Origin of the sequence: Rhizobium sp. WW_1 (assembly GCF_003610155.1) — a bacterium.
GTDB lineage: Bacteria > Pseudomonadota > Alphaproteobacteria > Rhizobiales > Rhizobiaceae > Rhizobium > Rhizobium tropici_A.
This window is the reverse complement of the sequence record NZ_RAIN01000001.1, coordinates 1,046,689-1,068,159: the sequence shown is the minus strand read 5'-3', so window position 1 is coordinate 1,068,159 and position 21,471 is coordinate 1,046,689. Positions and strand designations below refer to the sequence as shown.

The following is a 21,471-nucleotide window of genomic DNA, read 5'->3' as shown; positions in this document are numbered from 1 at the left end:
CTCCTCTTAAAGGGAACAGGCAATCGCAATAGTCATGTCGGTCGGGTTACATCCTGGCTGGCTCCAACAGCCGGCGGTTTCCGCGCGTCCGGCGCGGTGGCGGAGGAACAAAATGTCCGGAGCACAGGAATTCGAACGTGTCCTCGACGGTAGCGACAAGAACGTCGCTTCGTTCGAGCGCAACGATGTCTCTCTTTTGAAGCGCGTGCAGCATTTTCTGCACTCGACGCCAGCGGCGGTGCCGCTGATCGTCCTGGTGTTGGCGATCGTGATCTTCGGCATCGCGATCGGTGGAAAATTCTTTTCCGCCTACACGCTGACGCTGATCCTGCAGCAGATCGCCATCGTCGGCATTCTTGGCGCGGCCCAGACGCTGGTCATTCTGACCGCCGGCATCGATCTCTCCATCGGCGTCATCATGGTCATTTCTTCGGTCGTCATGGGCAATGTCGCGGTTACATACGGCCTGCCGACGCCGATCGCCATTGTGGCCGGCATGATCGTCGGCGGCCTCTGCGGCCTGCTGAACGGCTTTCTTGTCGCCAATATGAAGCTGCCGCCGTTCATCGTGACGCTTGGCACCTGGAACATCGTCATGGCGACGAATTTCATCTATTCCGCCAATGAGACCATCCGCGACACCGATGTCGATGAACAGGCACCATTGCTGCATCTCTTCGCTGCCAGCTTCCGTGTCGGTGGTGCGGTGCTCACCCTCGGCGTGATTGCCATGGTGCTGCTGGTGGTCGGTCTCTGGTACGTCCTCAATCACACCGCCTGGGGCAGGCATGTCTATGCCGTCGGCGATGATCCCGAGGCGGCGAAATTGGCCGGTATCCAGACCAAGAAGGTACTGCTGGCCGTCTACGGTGTTTCGGGGTTGATCGCCGCGCTGGCCGCCTGGGTTTCCATCGGCCGCAACGGTTCGGTCTCGCCATCTTCCGCCGTGACCGATTTCAATCTTCAGGCAATCACTGCAACCGTGATCGGCGGCATCTCGCTCTTCGGCGGCCGCGGCTCGATCCTCGGCACGCTGTTCGGCGCCATGATCGTCGGCGTCGTCTCCATGGGTCTCAACATGCTCGGAGCCGACCCGCAATGGAAGGTGCTTCTGACCGGCGTTCTCATCATCGGCGCCGTCGCGATCGATCAATGGATCAGAAAGGTATCGGCATGACCACGACCGTCGAACCAATCCTCACCGCTCGCGGTCTCGTCAAGCGCTATGGCCGCGTGACCGCGCTCGACAATGCCGATTTCGACCTCTATCCCGGCGAGATCCTCGCCGTGATCGGCGACAACGGCGCCGGCAAGTCCTCGCTGATCAAGGCGATTTCCGGCGCGGTCATTCCCGACGAAGGCGAGATCAAGCTCGATGGCAAGACCGTCCAGTTCCGTTCGCCGATGGAGGCGCGCGAAGCCGGCATCGAGACCGTCTATCAGAATCTGGCACTCTCGCCGGCGCTGTCGATTGCCGACAACATGTTCCTCGGCCGCGAGGTGCGCAAACCCGGCATTTTAGGCTCGGTTTTCCGCATGCTCGACCGGCCTGCCATGGAAAAGCGCGCCCGCGACAAGCTCACAGAACTCGGCCTGATGACGATCCAGAACATCAATCAGGCCGTGGAAACGCTCTCCGGGGGCCAGCGCCAGGGTGTCGCCGTGGCACGCGCCGCCGCCTTCGGCTCCAAGGTCGTCATCATGGACGAGCCGACGGCTGCGCTTGGTGTCAAGGAAAGCCGCAAGGTTCTCGAACTCATCCTCGATGTGCGCGCGCGCGGCTTGCCGATCGTCCTGATCTCGCACAATATGCCGCATGTCTTCGAGGTGGCGGATCGCATCCATATCCATCGCCTCGGACGACGCCTGACCGTCATCAATCCCAAGGATTATTCCATGTCCGATGCCGTCGCCTTCATGACCGGTGCAAAGGCCCCGCCGGTGGAGAATGTTGCCGCATGAGTGTCTCTCTTGAAGATGTGGCCGGCGAGATCATTGCGCGCGCCGGCAACGTAAGACGTTTCCTCGTCGCGATTGCCGGCCCTCCCGGCGCCGGCAAATCGACACTGGCCGACAATGTCGCCAAGGCGTTGAAGGCGAGGGGTGAAAGCGCCGAAGTTCTGCCCATGGACGGCTTCCACATGGACAATGCCGTCCTGATCGAGAAGGGGCTTCTGAAACGGAAGGGCGTGCCTGAAAGCTTCGACGTGCGCGCCTTCCTCGATATCGTCAAGGCCGTGCGCGCCGCCGATCAGGAAGTGCTGGTGCCGGTGTTCGATCGTTCGCGCGAGCTTGCCATCGCCTCGGCCCGCGTCGTGTCGGCCGATCACCGCTTCATCGTCGTCGAGGGCAACTATCTCCTCTTTAGTCAGGGCAAATGGGCGGAACTGGAAGGCCTGTTCGACTACTCGATCATGCTTGCGCCGCCCATGGAAGTGCTCGAGGAGCGGCTATGGGCGCGCTGGAGAGGCTATAAGCTGGATGAGGATGCCGCTCACGCCAAGGTCTATGGCAACGATCTGCCGAATGGCCGGCTGATTCTCGAGAACCGCCGCGCCGCCGATGTCACCATCGATATCGTGCAGGACTGAACTTCCGATCATTTAACTGCCGTCGCGGATTGTTTTGCGATGGCGGTTGGTGCTATCGAAGCGCGATATCAAAATGCACGATGCCGAAGAGCCCGAATGGGCTTTCGCGCAAGATCGCGCTCGCACTTCCAAAGGTCGCGCCATGCAAAAGCTCACCATCCGCCGCCCCGACGACTGGCACCTGCATCTGCGTGACGGAGCGATGCTCGAAGGCGTGATCGGCGATACGTCCAGGCACTTTGCCCGCGCCATCATCATGCCCAATCTCGTACCGCCCGTTGTGACGACAGCGGATGCTACGGCCTATCGCGAGCGTATCATGAAGGCGCTGCCAGCGGGCGATCGCTTCCAGCCGTTGATGACGCTTTATCTCACCGAGCACACCAGCCCCGACGATGTCGAAGAGGGCCAGAAGAGCGGCCTCGTCACCGCCCTCAAGCTTTATCCGGCCGGTGCGACCACGAATTCCCACGGCGGCGTGCGCGATATGAACAAGGCGATGCCCGTGCTGGAGCGCATGGCGAAGATCGGTCTGCCGCTCTGCGTTCATGGCGAGGTAACGACGCCCGACGTGGATATTTTCGATCGCGAGGCCGTCTTCATCGAAACCGTGCTCGATCCGTTGCGTCAACGCCTGCCGGAACTCAAGGTCACGATGGAGCATGTGACCACGTCCGACGGCGTGAACTACATCAAGTCGGCAAAGGCAAACCTCGCCGGTTCGATCACGACGCATCACCTCATCATCAACCGCAATGCCATTCTCGTCGGCGGCATCCGCCCGCATTATTACTGCCTGCCGGTCGCCAAGCGCGAGAGCCATCGCCTGGCGTTGCGCGCGGCGGCAACGAGCGGTGACAGCAGGTTCTTCCTCGGCACGGACTCGGCTCCGCATGTCGATCCGCTGAAGGAATGCGCCTGCGGCTGCGCCGGCATCTATACGTCGATCAACACCATGAGCTGCCTTGCGCACGTCTTCGAGCAGGACGGCGCGCTTGACAGGCTTGAGGCCTTCGCCTCGCTGAATGGGCCGGCTTGGTACGGACTGCCGGTCAATGAGGATAGCATTACCCTCGTGCGCCGGCCTGAAGCCGTGATCTTCCCGGCCAAGATCGAAACCGGAGCCGGTCCCGTCACCGTCTTCGACCCGATGTTCCCGTTGCATTGGGATGTCGAGTCTTAATTTAAGTCAATTATATATAAGTAAAAACAAATATAAAAGTCGTCTTGCAGCACTCCATCGGTGGTTGCCGCAAATTGGAACGTATATTTTGTTGAAATACATTTTCTTTATTATTTGCCGTAACTAATTTGATACCCCTAGAGCCTAGCGTGTCGGCAATCCCCTGCGGTAGAAATCAAACCGTTGAAAGAGCATGATGCTGGTCGATTACAACTCGCTTCTTCTCGCCCTCGGCGTTTCCGCGTCCTGCCTTGCGGTTACCCTGGTCGGAAGCTGGTTCTCCCGTCGGCCGGATACTTTTCTCCTGACATGCTCTGCCGGTCTCATACCTCTCGTTTGCGGCATCTTCATCTATGGCGCCTATGTCGACCATCCCAGGCCGATCTTTGCCATTCTGACTTTCCTTCTGTTTTTCCTTGGCTTCACGACGATCTGGGTGGCGGGCTATCAGTTCCGCACGCGCCGTTTTTCCAAAATCCGCTTCGTCCTTGGCTGCGTGACGGGCATCGCCGCATCCGTCGGGCCGATGCTTGCCGGTTATGACGGGCTGGCCTTCATTGGCGACAACCTCGTCATCTGCGTGCTGCTGCTGCTGACGGCACGCGAATATTGGCTCAGCCGGCACGAGGCACCCACGCCGCTTTACGGCATTACAGCACTCTACACTCTGACGGCTATTTCCTTCGCGCTTTGCGCGGGCGTGCTGATTGCCGATGGCAAGCTGGTGCTCGGACATGCGCCGGACAATTGGGCGGAGGATGTGAGCATCGCCATCTGCATTGCCGGAATGACCGGGATCGGGGCGCTATCGCTTGCACTGCATCAATGGCGGCAGGCCGCGCTGCACCGCCAGGAGGCGATCACCGATCTCCTGACCGGGCTGCTCAATCGCCGCGCGCTGTTTGATCTCTACGGCCATCGCTCCTTCGGCCCGTCGATGGCCGTCATCATCTTCGACATCGATCGCTTCAAGACGATCAACGATCAGCATGGCCATGCCGCCGGCGATCTCGTGCTGAAGCTTTTCGGCCAGGAGCTTTCCTTCGGACTGCGCTCTTCCGACACCGTGGCTCGCCTCGGTGGCGAAGAATTTGCGCTCGTTCTCGACAATACGCTGCCCGGCCGTGCGGAGCAGGTGGCCGAGCGGGTGCGCGATGCCTTTGCCGCAAGGGTAATCAGCGTCGAAGACAAATCTTTTGCCTGTACCGTCAGCGCAGGCGTCGCGACCGGCACAGCCGAAGGGCTGGGCTTTGACGACGTGCTGCGCGCCGCCGACAAGGCGCTCTACGAGGCGAAGCGAAACGGCCGCAACCGTGTCGAGGTCGCGGCCTATCTGCGGGCGGTCTAATCCGCAATTGAGCGCGGGCGCCCCGCCATCGTCCCAATGCCGTTAGAACAGGGCTTTCACGAAAGCGCAGGCGGCGAGCAGCGAGGCAACGGTGCGCACATGGTTCCACCATGTCCAATCGACGAGATAGGTCGACCATAGCTGCGCCGATTCTGCGGAATGGCCGTCAACCTTGTCGAGCGCGTCGTTCAAGGGCACATTGAACACCATCGTCGAAAGCAGACTGGCAACGATATAGAACGCCGCGCCCGCCAGCATCATCATGCTGGTGCCGCCACGCCAGTAAAGGATCGCCATCACGGCGATGAAGATCGAGAGCGCCGCCGTCAGCAGGAACAGTACGATGAAGGGCGAACGCACGATCGTCGTGTTGATCGATTGCATCGCTGTAATCCCCTGATCGACGGGGAGGCGGGCGAAGGCCTGCATGATGAAGGTCGAGAAGGCGAAATAGACGCCGGCGAGAAGGCTGCTGCTGATTGCGGCGATGATCAGAGCGATATTCGTGATCGGAAAGGTCATGGCTGGACACTCCAGATGCCGGTTGCGGCGGTTTGTCGGGCATAATCGGAAAAGTCTTTGGCTTGCCTGCCGAGGATCTGGCGGACGCCATCCATGACGGGCGAATTGCGGCCGTCGAGAACCTGCGTGAAAAGCTCATGCAGGAGATCGGTCGCCTCGCGCGGCAAACCGTAGGCGGTCATCTCGGCGATGAAGGCATCGACCGGAACCGTCTCGTAGTCGATGGTCCTGTTGGAAGCCGTCGCGATTTCGGAAACTGCTTGGCGAAAGGTCAGGGCGCGTGGCCCCGTCAGTTCGTAGGTTCTGTTGCGGTGACGCGGATCGATGAGGCACGCGACAGCCGCGTCGGCAATGTCCTCGGCATCGACGAAAGGTTCCGGCACATTGCCGGCCGGCAACGCCAGCTTCCCTTGCAGAATTCCGTCCATGAAGGCCCCCTCGCTGAAATTCTGGTTGAACCAACTAGCGTGAAGCACGGTATAGTCGATGTCGGCGGCCTTAAGCCCTTCCTCGCTGCGGACCGCTCCATCTTCTCCGCGTCCGGAGAGCAGGACGATATGTCCCACACCGACTTCAGCGGCCGTCTTGGCAAGCACGCCGATGGCCTCGGCCGCCCAGTCGACCGAGAGGTCGGGCTGAAAGGTGACATAGGCGGCGGAAGCGCCTTCCAGCGCCTGACGCCAGGTGTTGCGGTCCTGCCAGTCGAAGCGGGGCGTCGTCGAGCGGGAGGCTGCGCGAACCGTGAGGCCACGCGCCTTAAGTCGCTCGGCGACCCGGCCGCCGGTTTTCCCTAGTCCACCGATGATGGCAATTGTCGATATCTGCATTTCAAACTCCTCCAGCGGAAAATGTGATAAACTCTCTCATTTGCGAAATGTGATAAACTCTCTTATATTGCGTGTCAACAGTCACAGGTAGGGAACGACATGACGCAGGAACCGATCGCGAGACGCAGGCGCAGCAAGGACGAGGCGGGCACGCCGCGCCGTATACCGAGCCAGCAACGCGGCCGTGAGCGCGTAGATCTGATCCTTTCGGTGGCATCCGATCTGATCGCCAAGAACGGCAGCGATGCGCTGCGCATGGGGGAGATCGTTGAAAAGGCTGGCGTTTCCTTCGGGTCGCTCTACCAATATTTCCCGGACAAGACGGCGATCATCCGCGTGCTGGCCGAGCGCTTCAACGAGCAGGGACGGCAATGCGTCGAGGATGAGCTGATGGCGATCCAAAGTCGCGACCAGCTCCAGTCAGCCCTTGGCCGGATCGTCGATGGCTACTATGCGATGTTTCTGGGGGAGCCCGTCATGCGCGACATCTGGCACGCCACCCATGCCGACAAGCTGCTGCAGCAGGTCGATGCCGAGGATATGGAGTGGCACTCGCAGGCCTTTCTCACCGTTCTCGAACGTCTCTGGCCGGAGCGCGATCATTCCGAACTCGCAAGAACAGCGCGATTGACCATGCAGTTGGTCGCCGCAGCCGTTCGCTATGCGATTTCCATCGAGCGGGAGGAGGGCGACAAGGTGATCGCGCTGTTCAAGACCATGCTCCCTGCCGATCTCGGGCTTGCCCAGTAGCTCGCTCGGAGCCGCCTTTGCCCGCGGCAGCCGCGGCGATGCCTGCAAAACCTTTCATACGTCTGGAAACTCGGGCCGCTTGCTGCTATTGCCGCTGGAATATTAGCGCTGCGAAGGAGGCCCCTTATGACCCAGATGATATTCACCGATCGCGCCGTCATGGCTGAGCTGATGGCCAGGATGCTTTGGGAGATCAAGGCGGTCCACTTCAATGCCGACAAGCCCTACAAGTTCGCGTCCGGCATGGCGAGCCCGGTCTATATCGACTGCCGCAAGCTGATTTCCTATCCGCGCATCCGCTCAACGATCATGGATTTTGCCGCAAGCCTCATCGTCCGCAATGTCGGCTTTGAGCAGTTCGACTGCGTTGCCGGCGGCGAGACGGCAGGCATTCCCTTTGCCGCCTTCCTGGCCGAGCGCTTGAACCTGCCGATGATCTACGTCCGCAAGCAGCCTAAGGGTCATGGCCGCAACGCGCAGATCGAAGGCGACATGAAGGACGGCGCCCGCGTGCTCGTCATCGAGGACCTGACGACGGCCGGCGGCAGCATGTTCACCTTCATCGACGCGATCCGCGCGGCCGGCGGCATCGTCGATCATGGCATGGCACTGTTCTACTACGGCATCTTCCCCGAGGCGGTCGAACGCTTTGCCAACCGGAAGGTCAACCTGCAATACATCACGACCTGGCGCGAAGTGCTTGCCGTCGCCAAGGAGCAGAAGCTGTTCGACGACAAGACGCTCGAGGAAGTTGAAGCCTTTCTCAACGCGCCGCTCGCCTGGTCCGGCTGGAACGGCGGCATTTCGGAGCTGCCCACAAACTGATGCTTTGCTTTTGCACTGAATCTATCTAATCGATTTATGTAACTGGACACGACAGACGCGCTCTTTGGGAGGCCGGAATGATATTGTGCTGTGGCGAAGCTTTGATCGACATGCTGCCGCGGGATACGACGCTGGGCGAAAAGGGCTTTGCCCCCTACGCTGGCGGCGCGATCTTCAATACCGCGATAGCGCTGGGGCGCCTCGGCATTCCCACCGGCTTCTTCACCGGCATCGCCGACGACATGATGGGCGAGATTCTGCGCGACACGCTCTCGGCCTCCAAGGTCGATTTCAGCTATTGCGCCATCACGCCGCGCCCGAGCACGATCGCCTTCGTCAAGCTTGTCAACGGCCAGGCGACCTATGCCTTCTATGACGAAGGCACGGCCGGCCGCATGATTACCGAGGCCGATCTTCCGACGCTCGGCGATGATTGCGAGGCGCTCCATTTCGGCGCGATCAGCCTGATCCCCGATCCGTGCGGCGCGACCTATGAAGCGCTGATGAAGCGCGAACACCAGAGCCGCGTCATCTCCCTCGACCCGAACATCCGCCCGGGCTTCATCAAGGACAAAACAGCCCATATGGGCCGCATCGGTCGGATGGCGGCCATGTCCGACATTCTCAAATTCTCCGACGAGGATCTGGAATGGTTTGGTCTGTCAGGAAATCATGACGAGCTCGCCACCCATTGGCTGGGGCAGGGCGCAAAGCTCGTCGTTATCACCAAGGGTGCTGAAGGCGCGACAGGCTACACCAAGTCGCTGAAGGTCTCTGTGCCGAGCGAGCGCGTCACCGTGGTCGATACCGTCGGCGCTGGCGACACTTTCGATGCCGGCATTCTGGCGTCGTTGAAGATGAACAACCTTTTGACCAAGGCGCAGGTGGCTTCGCTGAATGAAAAGGCGCTGCAGGATGCGCTCGCGCTGGGCGCCAAGGCTGCTGCCGTCACCGTCTCCCGCGCTGGCGCCAACCCGCCCTGGGCGCATGAGATCGGGCTGTAATTTAACCCTCCCCTTGAGGGGGAGGGTCGGCACGCAGTGCCGGGGTGGGGTGATCCTCTAGCCGCTCTCGCACGGAGAGCCCGTCACCCCCACCCGCCGCCTTGCGGCGACCTCCCCCTCAAGGGGGAGGTGCAGAAGCATGTTACTTCGCGCGGCTTGCCAGAGCAGCCACCAGCCCCTGCGTCGAGGAATCGTGGCCGGCGGCGCTTTCCTTGCCTTCGATGACCGGAAGCAGGCCCGTTGCCAGTTCCTTGCCGAGCTCGACGCCCCACTGGTCGAAGGAGTTGATGCGGAAGAGCACGCCTTCGACGAAGACGCGGTGTTCGTAAAGAGCGATCAGGCGGCCGAGTGCGAACGGCGTCAGCTTGTCATAGACGAAGGTGATCGACGGACGGTTGCCGGTGAAGACGCGGTGCGGCGCGATGAAATCGGCCTTCTTGTCGTCCATGCCCTTGGAGGTGAGCTGTGCCTTGGCTTCCTCGAAGGTGCGGCCCTTCATCAGCGCTTCCGACTGTGCCAGGCAATTGGCCATCAACAGGTCGTGCTGATGGCGCAGGTTCGGTTCGAAGCCGTTGGCGGCGATCATGAACTCGGCCGGGATGATGCTCGTGCCCTGGTGGATGAGCTGGTAGAACGCGTGCTGGCCGTTGGTGCCAGGCTCGCCCCAGACGACCGGGCCGGAATTGCCTTCGACCGGCGTACCGTCGATGGTGACGCCCTTGCCGTTCGATTCCATGTCGAGCTGCTGCAGGTAGGCCGGGAAGCGCGACAGGCGCTGGTCGTAAGGCAGGATCGCCCGCGTCGGGTAGCCGAGCACGTTGCGATGATAAAAGCCGATGAGGCCAAGCAGCATCGGCAGGTTTTCCCTGAAGGGCGCCTGACGGAAATGGTTGTCCATCGCATGCGCGCCGTCGAGGAACTTACCGAAGTTTTCCGGTCCGATCGCGATCATCAGCGGCAGGCCGATCGCCGACCAGATCGAGTAGCGGCCGCCGACCCAATCCCAGAAGCCGAAGACGCGCTCGCTGTCGATGCCGAAGGCGGCGACCTTGTCGAGCGCCGTCGAAACGGCGGCAAAATGATGCTGAACGGCAGCTTCGCCAAGCGCATCGGCAATGAACTTGCGCGCCGTCTGGGCGTTGGTCATCGTCTCGATCGTCGTGAAGGTCTTGGAAGCGACGATGAAGAGCGTCGTTTCCGGCTTAACGAGCTTCAGGATGTCGGCGATATGGGCGCCGTCGATGTTGGAGATGAAATGCGAGCGCGGACCGTCATGGAAGGGTGCCAGCGCCAGCGTCGCCATGACCGGGCCGAGATCTGAGCCGCCGATGCCGATGTTGATGACGTCGGTAATCGCCTTGCCCGTCGCGCCCTTCAGCGCGCCCGAACGGATGCCGTCGGCGAACTTGCCCATGGCGGCGAGCACGGCGTTGACGTCAGGCATGACATCCTTGCCGTCGACGAGCACCGGCTTGTTGGAGCGGTTGCGCAGCGCGGTGTGCAGAACGGCGCGGTTTTCGGTGAAGTTGATGGCGACGCCCGAGAACATTTCCTCGCGCTTGGCGGCGACGCCGCCCTCGGCTGCGAGCTTTTCGAGAAGGGCGAGAATGTCGTCGTTGACAGCCGTCTTGGAGTAATCCATCAGCAGGTCGTCGAACGAGGTGCTGAAGCGGGAAAAGCGGTTGGGATCGGCGGCGAAGGCGGCGCGAATATCGGTGGCCTTCGTTGCAGATGCAGTGCTCTTCAGTTGATCGACGAGGGCGTTCATGGAGGACTCCTTGCGGTTCGCGCCGCTTGCCGTCCGAAGAGGGCAAGGCACTCTGAGTTGGTCGCGGAAACTATTCCCTATGTAGGGCGTAAATCAAGTTCACGTATCGTCCAAAAAGAAAAAAGGCCGCTCGCCGACTAAGGAGAGCAGCCTCTTGAATGACACGGAATTATGTCAGCCGCGCAACTCCTTGCGCAGGATCTTGCCGACATTCGATTTCGGCAGTTCCGTGCGGAATTCGATGAAACGCGGGCGCTTGTAGTTGGTCAGATTCGCGGCGCAATGGGCCTTGACGTCGGCCTCGGTCAGAGCCGGGTCCTTCTTGACGATGAAGAGCTTCACCGCCTCGCCGGAATGCGGGTCGGGCACGCCGATCGCTGCTGCTTCCAGAACGCCGGGATGCATGACTGCGACTTCCTCGATCTCGTTGGGATAGACGTTGAAGCCCGAGACCAGGATCATGTCCTTCTTGCGGTCGACGATTTTGGTATAGCCGCGCTCGTCCATGAAGCCCATGTCGCCGCTACGGAAGAAACCATCCGGCGTCATGACGCGCGCGGTTTCGGCCGGCTGCTTCCAGTAGCCGGCCATGACCTGCGGCCCGCGGATGCAGATCTCGCCGACTTCGCCGAGCGGCAGCGAATTGCCGTTCTCGTCGCGAATGTCGAAATCAGTGCCCGTGATCGGCAGGCCGATCGTGCCGGAGAATTCCGAACTGTCGAAGCGGTTGGCGCTTGCGACCGGTGACGTCTCGGAAAGGCCGTAACCTTCGGTGATCCAGGCCCCCGTCATCTTCTGCCAGCGTTCGGCGACCGGCCGCTGCACCGCCATGCCGCCGGCAAGCGTTGCCGTGTTGGAAAGATCGAGCTTGGTGAATTCGGGATTGTTCATCAGCGCGTTGAACAGGGTGTTCAGGCCAGGGAACATGTCGAACTTGTACTTGCCCAGCTCCTTGATGAAGGCCGGTATGTCGCGCGGGTTGGCGATCAGCACGTTATGGCCGCCGAGAGACATGCCCATCAGCGAATTCACCGTCAGCGCGAAGATGTGATAGAGCGGCAGTGCGCAGACGAAGGTCAGCTGCTCCGGACGCGGCTTGTTGATATAGGCGGATTGCAGCCAGAGCAGCAGTTGCAGTTGATTGGCGAGCAGGTTGGCGTGGGTGAGGATCGCGCCCTTGGCAACGCCGGTCGTGCCGCCGGTATATTGCAGGAAGGCGATGTCGCTGCCGGTCAGTTCCGAAAGCTTCAACGGCAGGCGCGCGCCTTCGGCGATCACGCTCTTGAAGCTGCGATGACCGGGGATGGACCAGGCCGGCACGAGTTTCTTCACCTTGCGGACGATGAGATTGACGATGTGGCCCTTGAGGCCGAGCATGTCGCCGAGCGCTGTCACGACAACATGGCGCACATCTGTATGGGCCAGAACCTGCTCCACCGTATGGGCGAAGTTTTCAAGAACGAAGATCGCCTTGGCGCCGCAGTCGCGCAGCTGGTGCTCCAGTTCGCGTGGCGTATAGAGCGGGTTGACGTTGACGACGACGAGGCCGGCGCGCAGGATGCCGTAAACCGCGATCGGGTTCTGCAGCACGTTCGGCATCATCACGGCAACGCGATCGCCTTTCTGAAGTCCAAGGCTCTGCAGCCAGGCGGCGATCTTGCGCGTCTGCATGTCGAGATCGCGATAGGTGATGGATTTGCCCATGCTGGTGAAGGCGGGTCTGTCGGCATAGCGCGCGCAGCTCTCTTCCAGCAACTCGGCGAGCGATGCGTGCTCCAGCGGCGGCAGTTCCGCCGGTACGATATCCGGATAAGAGGCGAGCCAAATCTTCTTGACCTGCGGTCTATCCGAAGGAGCGGAGACTGAATTCATGCGCACTTCCTCCTCTACGCATCATCACCACGCCCCGCCGTCACATGCGGCGGCTATGCAGAGTGTCATTGGACGATCAAAAAGTCTCCCGCTTTTCACATCGCCGCACTTATTGCTCTCAACTAAATCATCGGAGCGAGAAAGAAGCTACAATAACCTTGACGTAAACGTCAATAATCGTCGTACGCTCACGTTTTTTTACAATCTTGAAAAAAGTACTGGAACTTTTATGACAACGGAGCGTTAATAGCGCCATGGGCCTAAACCCATCGGAGCATCGTGCTGCCCCAAAGAGCAGATCGGACGCTCCATAGTTTATGTGACGCGTATCCAAAAGGAGGTGCGCATATGCATAAAGAGAGTGCCGATATTTCGAGCCGTGACCTTTACATCAAGGACATGTCGATGCTGGTTGCCTGCGACCGTGTCGAAGGGTCCAGGGTGTTCGGTTCGGACGGTAAGCAGATTGGTCATATCGAGCGGCTGATGCTTGAAAAAAGCGATGGACGCATCGCTTTCGTCATTCTGAGCTTCGGCGGCTTTTTCGGCATCGGGCAGGATCACTACCGGCTGCCATGGGAAAAGCTGCGCTACGATGCTCGCATCGCCGGCTATCGCGTCAGCATGACCAAGAACGACATTGAAAAAGCGCGTCGCTTCGCCAGCAAGGACGACCACGACCACAAGGACCATGGCCACAGAAGCCATGATTATTTTGGCGTGCCCCCTTATTGGATGTGAGCGCGCTGACGGAACCGCTGCGGTAAGCCCCGCCGGTGCGGGGCTGTGCCTTGTTCGGTTCTATTGAAACCGACCATGTCTTTGCACGATCTCGATCTTGTAGCCATCGGGGTCGGTGACGAAGAAGAGCAGCGCAAAAAGCTTCCCATCGCGATTGAGCTCCACGATCTTGCCGGGGTTGAGCCCCAGTTCGCTCATGCGCGCATGTTCGTCCCTCAGTTCGGTAACCGAGACCGCAAGGTGGCCATAGGCCTCGCCTTGGGCATAAGGCTCGATGCGCCCCTGATTGACGGTCAATTCCAGTTCGAATCCCGTCTCGGCATTGCTGAGATAGATCAGCGTGAAGGTCTCGAAGACGATGCGGTCGGCAATCTTCAGCCCGAAAGCCTTGTCGTAGAAGTCGATCGAGCGCGCTTCGTCGAGCACGCGGATCATCGAATGAATCATCTTGGCCATCGGCGTCTCCCTTGATTGTCCGGGCATGTCATTGCAGCCAATGCCACCGGCAAGCGGCGAAGGCAAGTATGCGGAAATTTGCCCTATCCCGAGACGAGCGCAGATCCGGGGTTCCAGGATTGCGGCTGCTCTGCTTAACTCCCTGGCGCTCAGGCACGTGTCTCAAGGGGGAAGCCATGTACTACGCCATTCTGGCCTATCATGAAGAAGATATCGTCGAATCCTGGAGCGAGGAGGAGGATGCCGCGCTCATGACGGACCTTCTGGAGATCAATGACCGCATGGTCGCGCAGAAATCGCTGGGGCCGGCCGCACGTCTCGGATCGACCCAGGACGCCGTTACCTTGCGGGGGAAGGGTGCCGGACTGGTCGTCGATGGCCCGTTTGCCGAAACGAAGGAACAATTGCTGGGCTTCTACGTCGTCGATTTTCCGACGATCGAGGAAGCGGTCGAGGCCGCGCGCGAATTGCGCCGTGCAAATCCGACCGCCGTCTACGAAATCAGGCCGATCTCGCTCTACATACCCGGCGCATCCCTGCCATCAGGCGAAGGCAATTGACGGGAGACGGTAACGGCCTTCGATCTCAATGGGGCTGGAGCCCGATCTTGTTCGTGACCGACCGCTCGATCATCTCCATGCCGTCATAGATCAGCACTGCCATCAGGCCGACGATGAGGCCGCCCTGCAGGATGAAGGCCGTGTTGTCGTTGATGAGCCCGGCGATGATGACTTCGCCCAACCCCTTGGCGGCAACGGTGGAGCCGATCGTTGCGGTGCCGATATTGATGACGGTCGCGATTTTCAGTCCTTCGATGATGAGCGGCAGGGCAAGCGGCAGTTCGACGCGGAAGAGGCGCTGCCAGCCGTTCATGCCCATGCCGTCGGCGGCATCGAGGACGGAGGCCGGCACCTGCTGCAACCCGGCGACCGTGTTTTCGAAGATCGGCAGCAGCGCATAGAGGAAAAGCGCGATGAATGTCGGCACCGCGCCGAAGCCGGTGGTGGAAATGGCAAGTGCCAGCACGGCAACCGGCGGAAAGGTCTGGCCGGCATTGGCGATGGCGCGCGACAGCGGCAGGAAATCCGCGCCGATCGGCCGCGTGACGAAGATGCCGCCGAGAACGGCGAGGATACCGCTTGCGGCAATCGAAACGAGAATCAGCTCGAGATGGCTGAGCGCCAGGCTCGGCAGGCTGTTCTGCGTATAGATCGGCGACGCCCCGAATTTGGTCAGCGGCGCCAGAACCGGCGTCAGCCATTCCGGGCGGAACAGCATGACGAGCAGCAGCGCCAGCGCCAGGATGCGGAAGAGATTGGCGGCGATAAGTCTCATGCCTTGCGGCCCAGCTCGATCAGGTGCCTGATCGAAATCGATCCGACGGGCATCTTGCGTTCGTCCTCGACCGTCGCCTCATCCGCACCCTGCCAGATCAATTCGGCCAAGGCATCGCGCAGATTGAGGGTCTGCGGCAGGCTGTAGCCGAGGCCGGGCCGTGGCGGCTGCATGCTTTCCTTCAGCGGCAGCAGCGACATCAGCTTCAAGGCGCGGTCAGACGTGCCGGTCAGCTGCTGGACGAAGGGATCGGCCGGTTCCGTCAGGATCTTCTCGGGCTCGGAGCATTGCAGCAGCTTGCCGCCGCTCATCACGGCGATCTTGTCGCCGAGATGAAAGGCTTCGTCCATGTCGTGGGTGACGAGGATGACAGTGGTGCCGAACTGCTTCTGGATGGCGAGCAGATCGTCCTGCGCCTTGCCGCGGATGACCGGATCGAGCGCGCCGAAGGGCTCGTCCATCAAAAGCAGTTCCGGTTCGGCGGCTAGCGCACGCGCCACGCCGACACGCTGCTGCTGGCCGCCGGAAAGCTGGCTCGGATATTTGGCCGCGAATGTGCCGGGGTCGAGACGGAAGAGGTTAAGCAGTTCTTCGACGCGGTTGTCGATGCGAGCTTTCTCCCAGCCGAGCAGCTCGGGCACTGTCGCGATGTTCTGCGCGACAGTGCGGTGCGGAAACAGCCCGTGCCCCTGGATCGCATAGCCGATGCGGCGGCGAAGCTCCGTCGCCGGTACTTTCATGACGTTTTCGCCGCCGACGGAGATATGTCCCTCGGTGATCGGCACCAGCCGGTTGATCATTCGCATCAGCGTCGACTTGCCGGAGCCGGAGGTGCCGACGATGACGGTGATCGTGCCTTTCTCCATGCTCATGCTGACATCATCAACGACAGTTGCGCTGCCATAGCGCTTGGTGACGCCCTTGAGCTCGATCATGTTGGTCATGCGCGTTGTCCCCGGATGCTGTCGATGACCGCATCGAGGATGACGGCCGATGAGAAAGCGAGAAAGACCGTCGGCACGGCGCCGAGCAGCACGAGGTCGTTGGCCGTCTGGCCAATGCCCTGGAAGATGAAGAGGCCGAAGCCGCCGCCGCCGATCAGCGCCGCCACGGTGACGAGTCCGATCGCCTGCACCAGCACGATGCGGATGCCGGTGAGAATGACGGGAAAGGCCAGCGGCAGGTCGATGCCGGTCAGGATCTGCCGGCGCGTCAGTCCCATGCCGGCGGCGGAATCGCGCACGGAGGGGTCGACGCCGGCAAGGCCGACGACGGTGTTGGCGACGATCGGCAGCAGCGAATAGATGACGAGCGCCACTAGCGCCGGGGCCGCACCGATACCCTTGATGCCGATTGCGGCGGCGAAGGGCACGTTGGCGGCGATATAGCCGAGCGGCAGCATGAGGATGCCGAACAGCGCCAGGCTTGGAATGGTCTGCACCAGGCTCAGAGCCCGCAGCACGATGGCGCGGATGCGCGGCTGCCAGTAGCAGAAGATGCCGAGCGGCAGCGCCAGGACGATGGCGATCGCGACGGAGCCGAGGGAGAGGAATACATGACCCAGCGCCTCGTGCCAGAACTTGTCGGCATTGTTGGCATATTCCTTCATGATCGAGAGATTGTCGAGCAGGTCGGAGCGCAACACGACCGCGAGCAGGGCGGCATAGACCGCCAGCGCCGCGACCCGCAGCCAGGGCGTCAGCCGCAGCTTGACCAGCGCGTCCGAAATCATCAGTCCGATGACGGCGAGCAGCACCCAGAAGCAGCCGCCGGGCGTAATGCGCGCGACCGTACTGCCCGTCGGCGTCGCGGCAGTCGAAACTAGCCCGAGCGTGACGATGAGCATCGCGATCGCCAGTGTCGCGATCCCGAGACGGATGACCTGGTTGTGCAGGAAAAGGACGGCTAGTCCCGCCGCGGCCAGAAGAACGACCAGGCATATTGCGGACGGCTGCGTAAGGAGCTGGGTCAGCAGCTGCGGCTTGCCGGCGGCGATGCGGTTCGCCTTGACGATGATGAACGGCATCCAGGCTGTGGCCAGCGCGCCGCCTGCCACCAACACCACTCCGAGACGGTCCACTCTGCGGACCGCTAGCGCATCTTCCATCAGGCAAGCTCCGTCAGCGCATGAGCCCAAAATTCAAGGCAGGTTCGGACAAGATCATGCCCAATCGAAACTCCCGCGGCCTCACTCTATCAAAATGAAGCCGCGAGAGCAGTGTGATAGCCTTACTTCAGGAAACCATTGTCCTTGAGGTAGGATTCGGCAACGGCCTTAGCTGGCTCACCATCGACCTGGATGCGGCCGTTCAGCTTGCGCAATACGTCAGCGGTCAGGCCCTTGAAGACCGGAGCGAGAATTTCTTCGATCTTTGGATTGGCCTTCAGCACGTCCTCGCGGATGATCGGCGTCGGCGCATAGACCGGCTGCACGCTCTTGTCGTCGTCAAGAACGGTCAGTTCGGCGGCTTCGATGGCGCCGTCGGTGCCGTAGACCATCGCCGTGTTGACGCCGTTGGTCTGGTCGGCAGCAGCCTTGATCGTCGCTGCGGTATCGCCGCCCGAAAGCACGACCTCCTGATCAGGCTTCAGCTTGAAGCTGTAAGTGGTCTCGAAGGCTGGCAATGCCGCCGGGGAGTTGACGAACTCGGAGGAGGCCGCGATCTTGACCGAGCCGCCGCCGGCAACCCACTTGCCGAAATCGGACATGGTCTTCAGCTTGGCCGGCCCGGCAACATCGTTGCGCACGCCGATCGCCCAGGTGTTGTTGGCCGGCGAAGGTGTCAGCCAGACGATCTTGTTGGCGTCGTAATCCAGCTTCTTGGCGAGATCATAGCCCTGCTGCAGGTTCTTCCAGGCCGCGTCGTCTGCCTTGTTGAAGAAAAAGCCGGCATTGCCGGTATATTCGGCATAGATGTCGATTTCGCCTGATGTGATCGCCTTGCGAACAACAGGCGTCGTGCCGAGCGCGATGCGATCCTGCGTCTTGATCCCGTTGGCGTTGAGCGCGGCGAGGATGATGTTGCCGAGCAACGTGCCTTCGGTGTCGATCTTGGAGGAGACGACGACGTCGGCGGCGCTGGCGCCACTGGCGAGGAAGGCCGTCAGAGTGGCGGCAAGTGCAAGCTTCTTGAGCATGATGTTTCCCTTTGTACCCCGTTAAACCTTTGTTCTACTTGCCCGTGCCGCCTCGCAAGGCGCAATCCGGACATGCAGGCTTCGAGCGAGCCGACGGCTCGCAAACGAATTCATGGCTGCTTCGGGCACGCAGCGCTCATCGTGGAAAAATCGATGCGCTTCGGATTCCCGTAGCAGTCGCGCGATTATGACGAGCGTACTCGACATTCGCGCGAAATTGGATTTCTTTTTTCGGGGGCAAGTGCGTTTGTTTTTGTTCCCCTTACCCGTTTGGCGATGTTCCGATCTCATTTTTGCGGCTGGATCAGTTAAACGCCGGGGAAACGATAGCCGTCGCCCTTCAGCTTAGGGATATCTTTTTTCGAGAACACATCATATCGTCGGGATATCGTTGATATTGTTATGCTCAAGCCTGCGCGTGCGCTGCGGATGAGGGGTGGGATTTGTATCTCGGCGCATTGTTCATAGCCGATATGGTGTTTTCCGTCGGTTCGGTCCGCGAAACGGCGCGGCGGCTGTGTTTTTCTGCCTCGACCGTCTCCGGCGCGCTGCGTCGCCTCGAAACGGAGCTGGCGCTGAAACTTGTCGAGCGTGCATCCGGCGAACTGGCGACCCTTTTGGCGAGTTCGAAAGTACAGAAGGGATTGCAGCCCATTCTCGCCGGCATGCGCCAGCTTTCAGCTCTGATGAAGGAGCCGCCGGCGCCCGGGGAATATGACCAGTGGGCTGCGCGCCTGTCGCTGAAGATCGCCACGATCGAACGTTTCCTCGAGGTTGCCGATCAGGGAAGCATCAATCGCGCCGCCCGCCGCCTGCGGCTGGGCCAGCCGCAGCTCTCCCTGCAGATCGCCAATCTGGAGGAGCTGTTCGGCTGTCGGCTGTTCGCCCGGCAGGCGCAGGGGTCGGTGCTGACGGAGGCTGGCCAGGAGATTCATGCCATCCTTGCTGCGATTGCGCATGCATGGGACGAGATGAAGGCGGCGGCCGACGAACGCTTTCAGCGGACGGCCCGCTCCGTGCGCATCGGGTCGATCATTCCCACAGGCTCGGAAAGCTGGGTGGCGCGGTCGCTTGCAAGCCTCGTATCGCGCTGGAATATCGGCGGCAACCGCAACATGCTGTCGCTATTGCTGATGACGGCCGACGATCTGCGCGAGGCGCTGAGGTCCGGCCGCATCGACGTCGCCATCGTCGATTCCGTCTTCGGCCTCGATGCCTTCGAGCATATGGAGCTTGTTTCGACCGATATGGTGGCGATCGCCCCGATCGACAGCACCGAAGAGACCTTCGCCGCGCTCGTGGAAAACCATCCGCTCTGCGTGCCCAGCCCGCGCACCGGCATCGGCAATGCCGCAACGGCCTTCGGCTACGACAGCCGCGATCGCCGCCGGTTTCGCGGCCGTGACATCACCTCGGCCGATTCGCTGCCTGTTATCGTCGATCTCGTCGCCAATCACGGCTATGTCTCGTTTCTCGGCCGCGTCAGCGCCTTGCCGATTTCGGACAAGGTGCGCATAGTCGATCCGGATGAGATCTTGCCATTGTCCTATCATCTCGCTCACAACGGCCGCAAAGCCTCGGTCGAAGCTTGCAGGCTGATCCAGCAGGCCGTTCGCGAGCTTGTCGGCGAAACGGGGACGGCACGACGGCGTCTGCCCTCCCGGGAATAACGGAACAATTGCACGATGCTCGCGTTTAGGTAAGTTAGGTTAGTCCGGGCGTAGGCAGCCGGGGGGCTCGTTCGGCACCCAAGGAGAGACCATAGATGAAAATTCTCGCAACGGCGCTCGTCGCACTCGGCATTATTGTTCTACCGGCTACCTATGCCGAGGCGCGTGATCACCATCATCACCGCTGGCATCACCATCATCATCGTGAATATCGCCCCCATCATGGCTGGCATCGCCACGAAGGATGGCGGTATGGGCACCACCATCATCGCTGGCACAGCAAACCGCATTTTTCGCACGCCTGAGGGTAGCGAACAGGTATGAAAACGGCGCCTTGAGGCGCCGTTTTTTTGGGCCGGCCGATCAACTGTGTCGTCCTCCTTCCATCCTGACGATATCGATTGAAATCCACTGGCCGACGAGCACGAGATCGTGATCCGGCGGACCTGTGGCGATGCCGCGAAAACGCCTGCTGCTCAAGGGATAACGGAACTTTCGGAGGCGCTATCGCGTTATTATTGCGTCCGGAGGACGCAAGTAATTCGAGTAGCGTTTACGTCCGGCATTCAAGGAGGCTGGAAATGAAAATTCTGGCAACAGCGCTGGTTGCGCTAGGTATGGTCGTGTTGCCGGCAACCTATGCCGAAGCTCGTCCTCACTATCATGGGCACCACCATCGGGTGATCGTCCACCGGCATTATCATCACTACTACTATCGCCATCACTATTATCGCCCATATTACGGCTACTACACGCCCTACTATGGCTATTACCAACCCTATTATAGCTATTACCAGCCCTACTACCCCCTAGGTATATTCGGGGCCTTTGGCGGTTACGGCGGCTATCGTCATTACCACCACGGCTGGTATGGCGGGCGTGGATACTATCGCGGCGGCTATCATGGCTGGCATGGCGGCGGCGGCGGACATTGGCGTTATTACAGCCGGCCGCACTTCTCGCATAACTGACGCTATCAGCCGGATGGAAAACGGCGCCTTGCGGCGCCGTTTCATGGTGAGATTACAAACTGCCCGGCAGGTATGGATTCACGCCGGGTTCAGCACGTGAACGGCGCGACCGGCCATCAGATGCTTCACCTTTTCGCCGTAGGCGGCCATGTGCGCCGATGCGGCATGTGCCTTCAGCGCGGCAAGGCTCTCCCACTTCTCGACCACGACGAAGGTGTCAGGCCCAAAGGCCGGATCGGCTCCATCGACATCGACGACGGCGGTATACTCGATGCATCCGTCTTCGGCGTGAACGGCCGGTACATTCGCCTGGAAGGCTTCGAGAACCTCGGCGCGCTTGCCGGGCAGGGCAGTGAGGATGGCGAGAACGTGAATCATGAAGATATCCTTGGGAAGATCGCTATACGGATGAAGAGTACCGGATGCCGCTGATTGTGCGGTCGGTTTCAACCCTTATCATGGAAGGATGC

Annotated in this window: 23 protein-coding genes; 13 read left to right on the top strand and 10 right to left on the bottom strand. The window is 60.7% G+C overall.

Annotation, left to right across the window (positions count from 1 at the left end; all coding sequences use genetic code 11):
* Positions 1-112 precede the first annotated feature (112 nt).
* The 5 genes from BJ928_RS05065 (at position 113) to BJ928_RS05045 (ending at position 5,122) form a co-directional block, all read left to right on the top strand.
* Positions 113-1,177, top strand: coding sequence for an ABC transporter permease (locus BJ928_RS05065; protein ID WP_047628239.1), 1,065 nt, complete (start codon positions 113-115; stop codon positions 1,175-1,177).
* Positions 1,153-1,962 (top strand): ATP-binding cassette domain-containing protein, encoded by an 810-nt coding sequence (locus BJ928_RS05060; protein ID WP_183079363.1) that lies wholly within the window; start codon positions 1,153-1,155, stop codon positions 1,960-1,962. Before BJ928_RS05065 ends, BJ928_RS05060 begins: the two co-directional genes overlap by 25 nt.
* Positions 1,959-2,591 (top strand): nucleoside triphosphate hydrolase, encoded by a 633-nt coding sequence (locus BJ928_RS05055; protein ID WP_047628238.1) that lies wholly within the window; start codon positions 1,959-1,961, stop codon positions 2,589-2,591. Before BJ928_RS05060 ends, BJ928_RS05055 begins: the two co-directional genes overlap by 4 nt.
* A gap of 142 nt (positions 2,592-2,733) precedes the next feature.
* Positions 2,734-3,774 carry a dihydroorotase gene (gene pyrC, locus BJ928_RS05050; RefSeq protein WP_047628809.1) on the top strand — a complete coding sequence of 347 codons (1,041 nt, stop codon included), beginning with the start codon at positions 2,734-2,736 and terminating at the stop codon, positions 3,772-3,774.
* A gap of 196 nt (positions 3,775-3,970) precedes the next feature.
* Entirely contained in the window at positions 3,971-5,122 is a 1,152-nt protein-coding gene (locus tag BJ928_RS05045) for a GGDEF domain-containing protein (RefSeq protein ID WP_047628808.1), read from the top strand.
* Between the two features lie 42 nt (positions 5,123-5,164).
* On the opposite strand, the gene BJ928_RS05040 is transcribed toward BJ928_RS05045, so the two are convergent.
* Positions 5,165-5,644: an anthrone oxygenase family protein gene (locus BJ928_RS05040; protein ID WP_047628236.1), complete on the bottom strand. Its 480-nt coding sequence runs from the start codon at positions 5,642-5,644 to the stop codon at positions 5,165-5,167.
* Positions 5,641-6,471, bottom strand: coding sequence for an NmrA family transcriptional regulator (locus tag BJ928_RS05035; protein ID WP_047628235.1), 831 nt, complete (start codon positions 6,469-6,471; stop codon positions 5,641-5,643). Before BJ928_RS05035 ends, BJ928_RS05040 begins: the two co-directional genes overlap by 4 nt.
* 99 nt (positions 6,472-6,570) lie before the next feature.
* Here BJ928_RS05035 and BJ928_RS05030 point away from each other — a divergent pair, with 99 nt between their 5' ends.
* The 3 genes from BJ928_RS05030 to BJ928_RS05020 all read left to right on the top strand — a co-directional run bounded on the left by BJ928_RS05030 (position 6,571) and on the right by BJ928_RS05020 (position 9,050).
* A complete protein-coding gene (locus tag BJ928_RS05030) occupies positions 6,571-7,221 on the top strand; it encodes a TetR/AcrR family transcriptional regulator (protein ID WP_047628234.1) in 651 nt (216 codons plus the stop codon).
* A gap of 126 nt (positions 7,222-7,347) precedes the next feature.
* The gene (locus tag BJ928_RS05025) at positions 7,348-8,046 is read left to right on the top strand and encodes an orotate phosphoribosyltransferase (protein ID WP_047628233.1); all 699 of its coding nucleotides are present in this window, start codon (positions 7,348-7,350) and stop codon (positions 8,044-8,046) included.
* A 77-nt stretch (positions 8,047-8,123) separates the two neighbouring features.
* Complete coding sequence (locus BJ928_RS05020; RefSeq protein ID WP_047628231.1) at positions 8,124-9,050, top strand: carbohydrate kinase; 927 nt, start codon at positions 8,124-8,126, stop codon at positions 9,048-9,050.
* A 142-nt stretch (positions 9,051-9,192) separates the two neighbouring features.
* Here BJ928_RS05020 and pgi read toward each other — a convergent pair whose 3' ends face one another.
* Positions 9,193-10,818 (bottom strand): glucose-6-phosphate isomerase, encoded by a 1,626-nt coding sequence (gene pgi / locus BJ928_RS05015; RefSeq protein ID WP_047628229.1) that lies wholly within the window; start codon positions 10,816-10,818, stop codon positions 9,193-9,195.
* A gap of 174 nt (positions 10,819-10,992) precedes the next feature.
* Positions 10,993-12,690, bottom strand: coding sequence for a long-chain fatty acid--CoA ligase (locus BJ928_RS05010; RefSeq protein ID WP_047628227.1), 1,698 nt, complete (start codon positions 12,688-12,690; stop codon positions 10,993-10,995).
* Between the two features lie 348 nt (positions 12,691-13,038).
* Between BJ928_RS05010 and BJ928_RS05005 the strand changes: the two genes are divergently transcribed.
* Positions 13,039-13,431 carry a PRC-barrel domain-containing protein gene (locus tag BJ928_RS05005; RefSeq protein WP_047628226.1) on the top strand — a complete coding sequence of 131 codons (393 nt, stop codon included), beginning with the start codon at positions 13,039-13,041 and terminating at the stop codon, positions 13,429-13,431.
* A 60-nt stretch (positions 13,432-13,491) separates the two neighbouring features.
* Here the strand turns inward: BJ928_RS05005 and BJ928_RS05000 are convergent, their stop codons facing one another.
* On the bottom strand, positions 13,492-13,887 hold the full coding sequence (locus BJ928_RS05000; protein WP_047628224.1) for a VOC family protein: 396 nt from the start codon (positions 13,885-13,887) through the stop codon (positions 13,492-13,494).
* Between the two features lie 176 nt (positions 13,888-14,063).
* Here BJ928_RS05000 and BJ928_RS04995 point away from each other — a divergent pair, with 176 nt between their 5' ends.
* A complete protein-coding gene (locus BJ928_RS04995; protein WP_047628223.1) occupies positions 14,064-14,447 on the top strand; it encodes a YciI family protein in 384 nt (127 codons plus the stop codon).
* 25 nt (positions 14,448-14,472) lie between these two features.
* Here BJ928_RS04995 and BJ928_RS04990 read toward each other — a convergent pair whose 3' ends face one another.
* From BJ928_RS04990 to BJ928_RS04975, 4 genes are all read right to left on the bottom strand, one after another.
* Positions 14,473-15,222, bottom strand: a complete 750-nt coding sequence (locus BJ928_RS04990; protein WP_047628221.1) for an ABC transporter permease — start codon at positions 15,220-15,222, stop codon at positions 14,473-14,475.
* Positions 15,219-16,166 (bottom strand): ABC transporter ATP-binding protein, encoded by a 948-nt coding sequence (locus tag BJ928_RS04985; protein ID WP_047628219.1) that lies wholly within the window; start codon positions 16,164-16,166, stop codon positions 15,219-15,221. The genes BJ928_RS04990 and BJ928_RS04985 overlap by 4 nt, the downstream gene beginning before the upstream one ends.
* Complete coding sequence (locus BJ928_RS04980; RefSeq protein ID WP_047628217.1) at positions 16,163-17,329, bottom strand: ABC transporter permease; 1,167 nt, start codon at positions 17,327-17,329, stop codon at positions 16,163-16,165. The genes BJ928_RS04985 and BJ928_RS04980 overlap by 4 nt, the downstream gene beginning before the upstream one ends.
* A 122-nt stretch (positions 17,330-17,451) precedes the next feature.
* Positions 17,452-18,360, bottom strand: coding sequence for an ABC transporter substrate-binding protein (locus BJ928_RS04975; RefSeq protein WP_047628216.1), 909 nt, complete (start codon positions 18,358-18,360; stop codon positions 17,452-17,454).
* Positions 18,361-18,803: 443 nt separating this feature from the next.
* Here BJ928_RS04975 and BJ928_RS04970 point away from each other — a divergent pair, with 443 nt between their 5' ends.
* The 3 genes from BJ928_RS04970 (at position 18,804) to BJ928_RS04965 (ending at position 21,001) form a co-directional block, all read left to right on the top strand.
* Positions 18,804-20,030 (top strand): LysR family transcriptional regulator, encoded by a 1,227-nt coding sequence (locus tag BJ928_RS04970; protein WP_047628214.1) that lies wholly within the window; start codon positions 18,804-18,806, stop codon positions 20,028-20,030.
* A 165-nt stretch (positions 20,031-20,195) separates the two neighbouring features.
* Positions 20,196-20,354: a hypothetical protein gene (locus BJ928_RS38720; protein ID WP_156151430.1), complete on the top strand. Its 159-nt coding sequence runs from the start codon at positions 20,196-20,198 to the stop codon at positions 20,352-20,354.
* A 257-nt stretch (positions 20,355-20,611) separates the two neighbouring features.
* A complete protein-coding gene (locus BJ928_RS04965; RefSeq protein ID WP_120296431.1) occupies positions 20,612-21,001 on the top strand; it encodes a hypothetical protein in 390 nt (129 codons plus the stop codon).
* Between the two features lie 78 nt (positions 21,002-21,079).
* Here BJ928_RS04965 and BJ928_RS04960 read toward each other — a convergent pair whose 3' ends face one another.
* Positions 21,080-21,379: an antibiotic biosynthesis monooxygenase gene (locus tag BJ928_RS04960; RefSeq protein WP_047628806.1), complete on the bottom strand. Its 300-nt coding sequence runs from the start codon at positions 21,377-21,379 to the stop codon at positions 21,080-21,082.
* Positions 21,380-21,471: the final 92 nt, after the last annotated feature.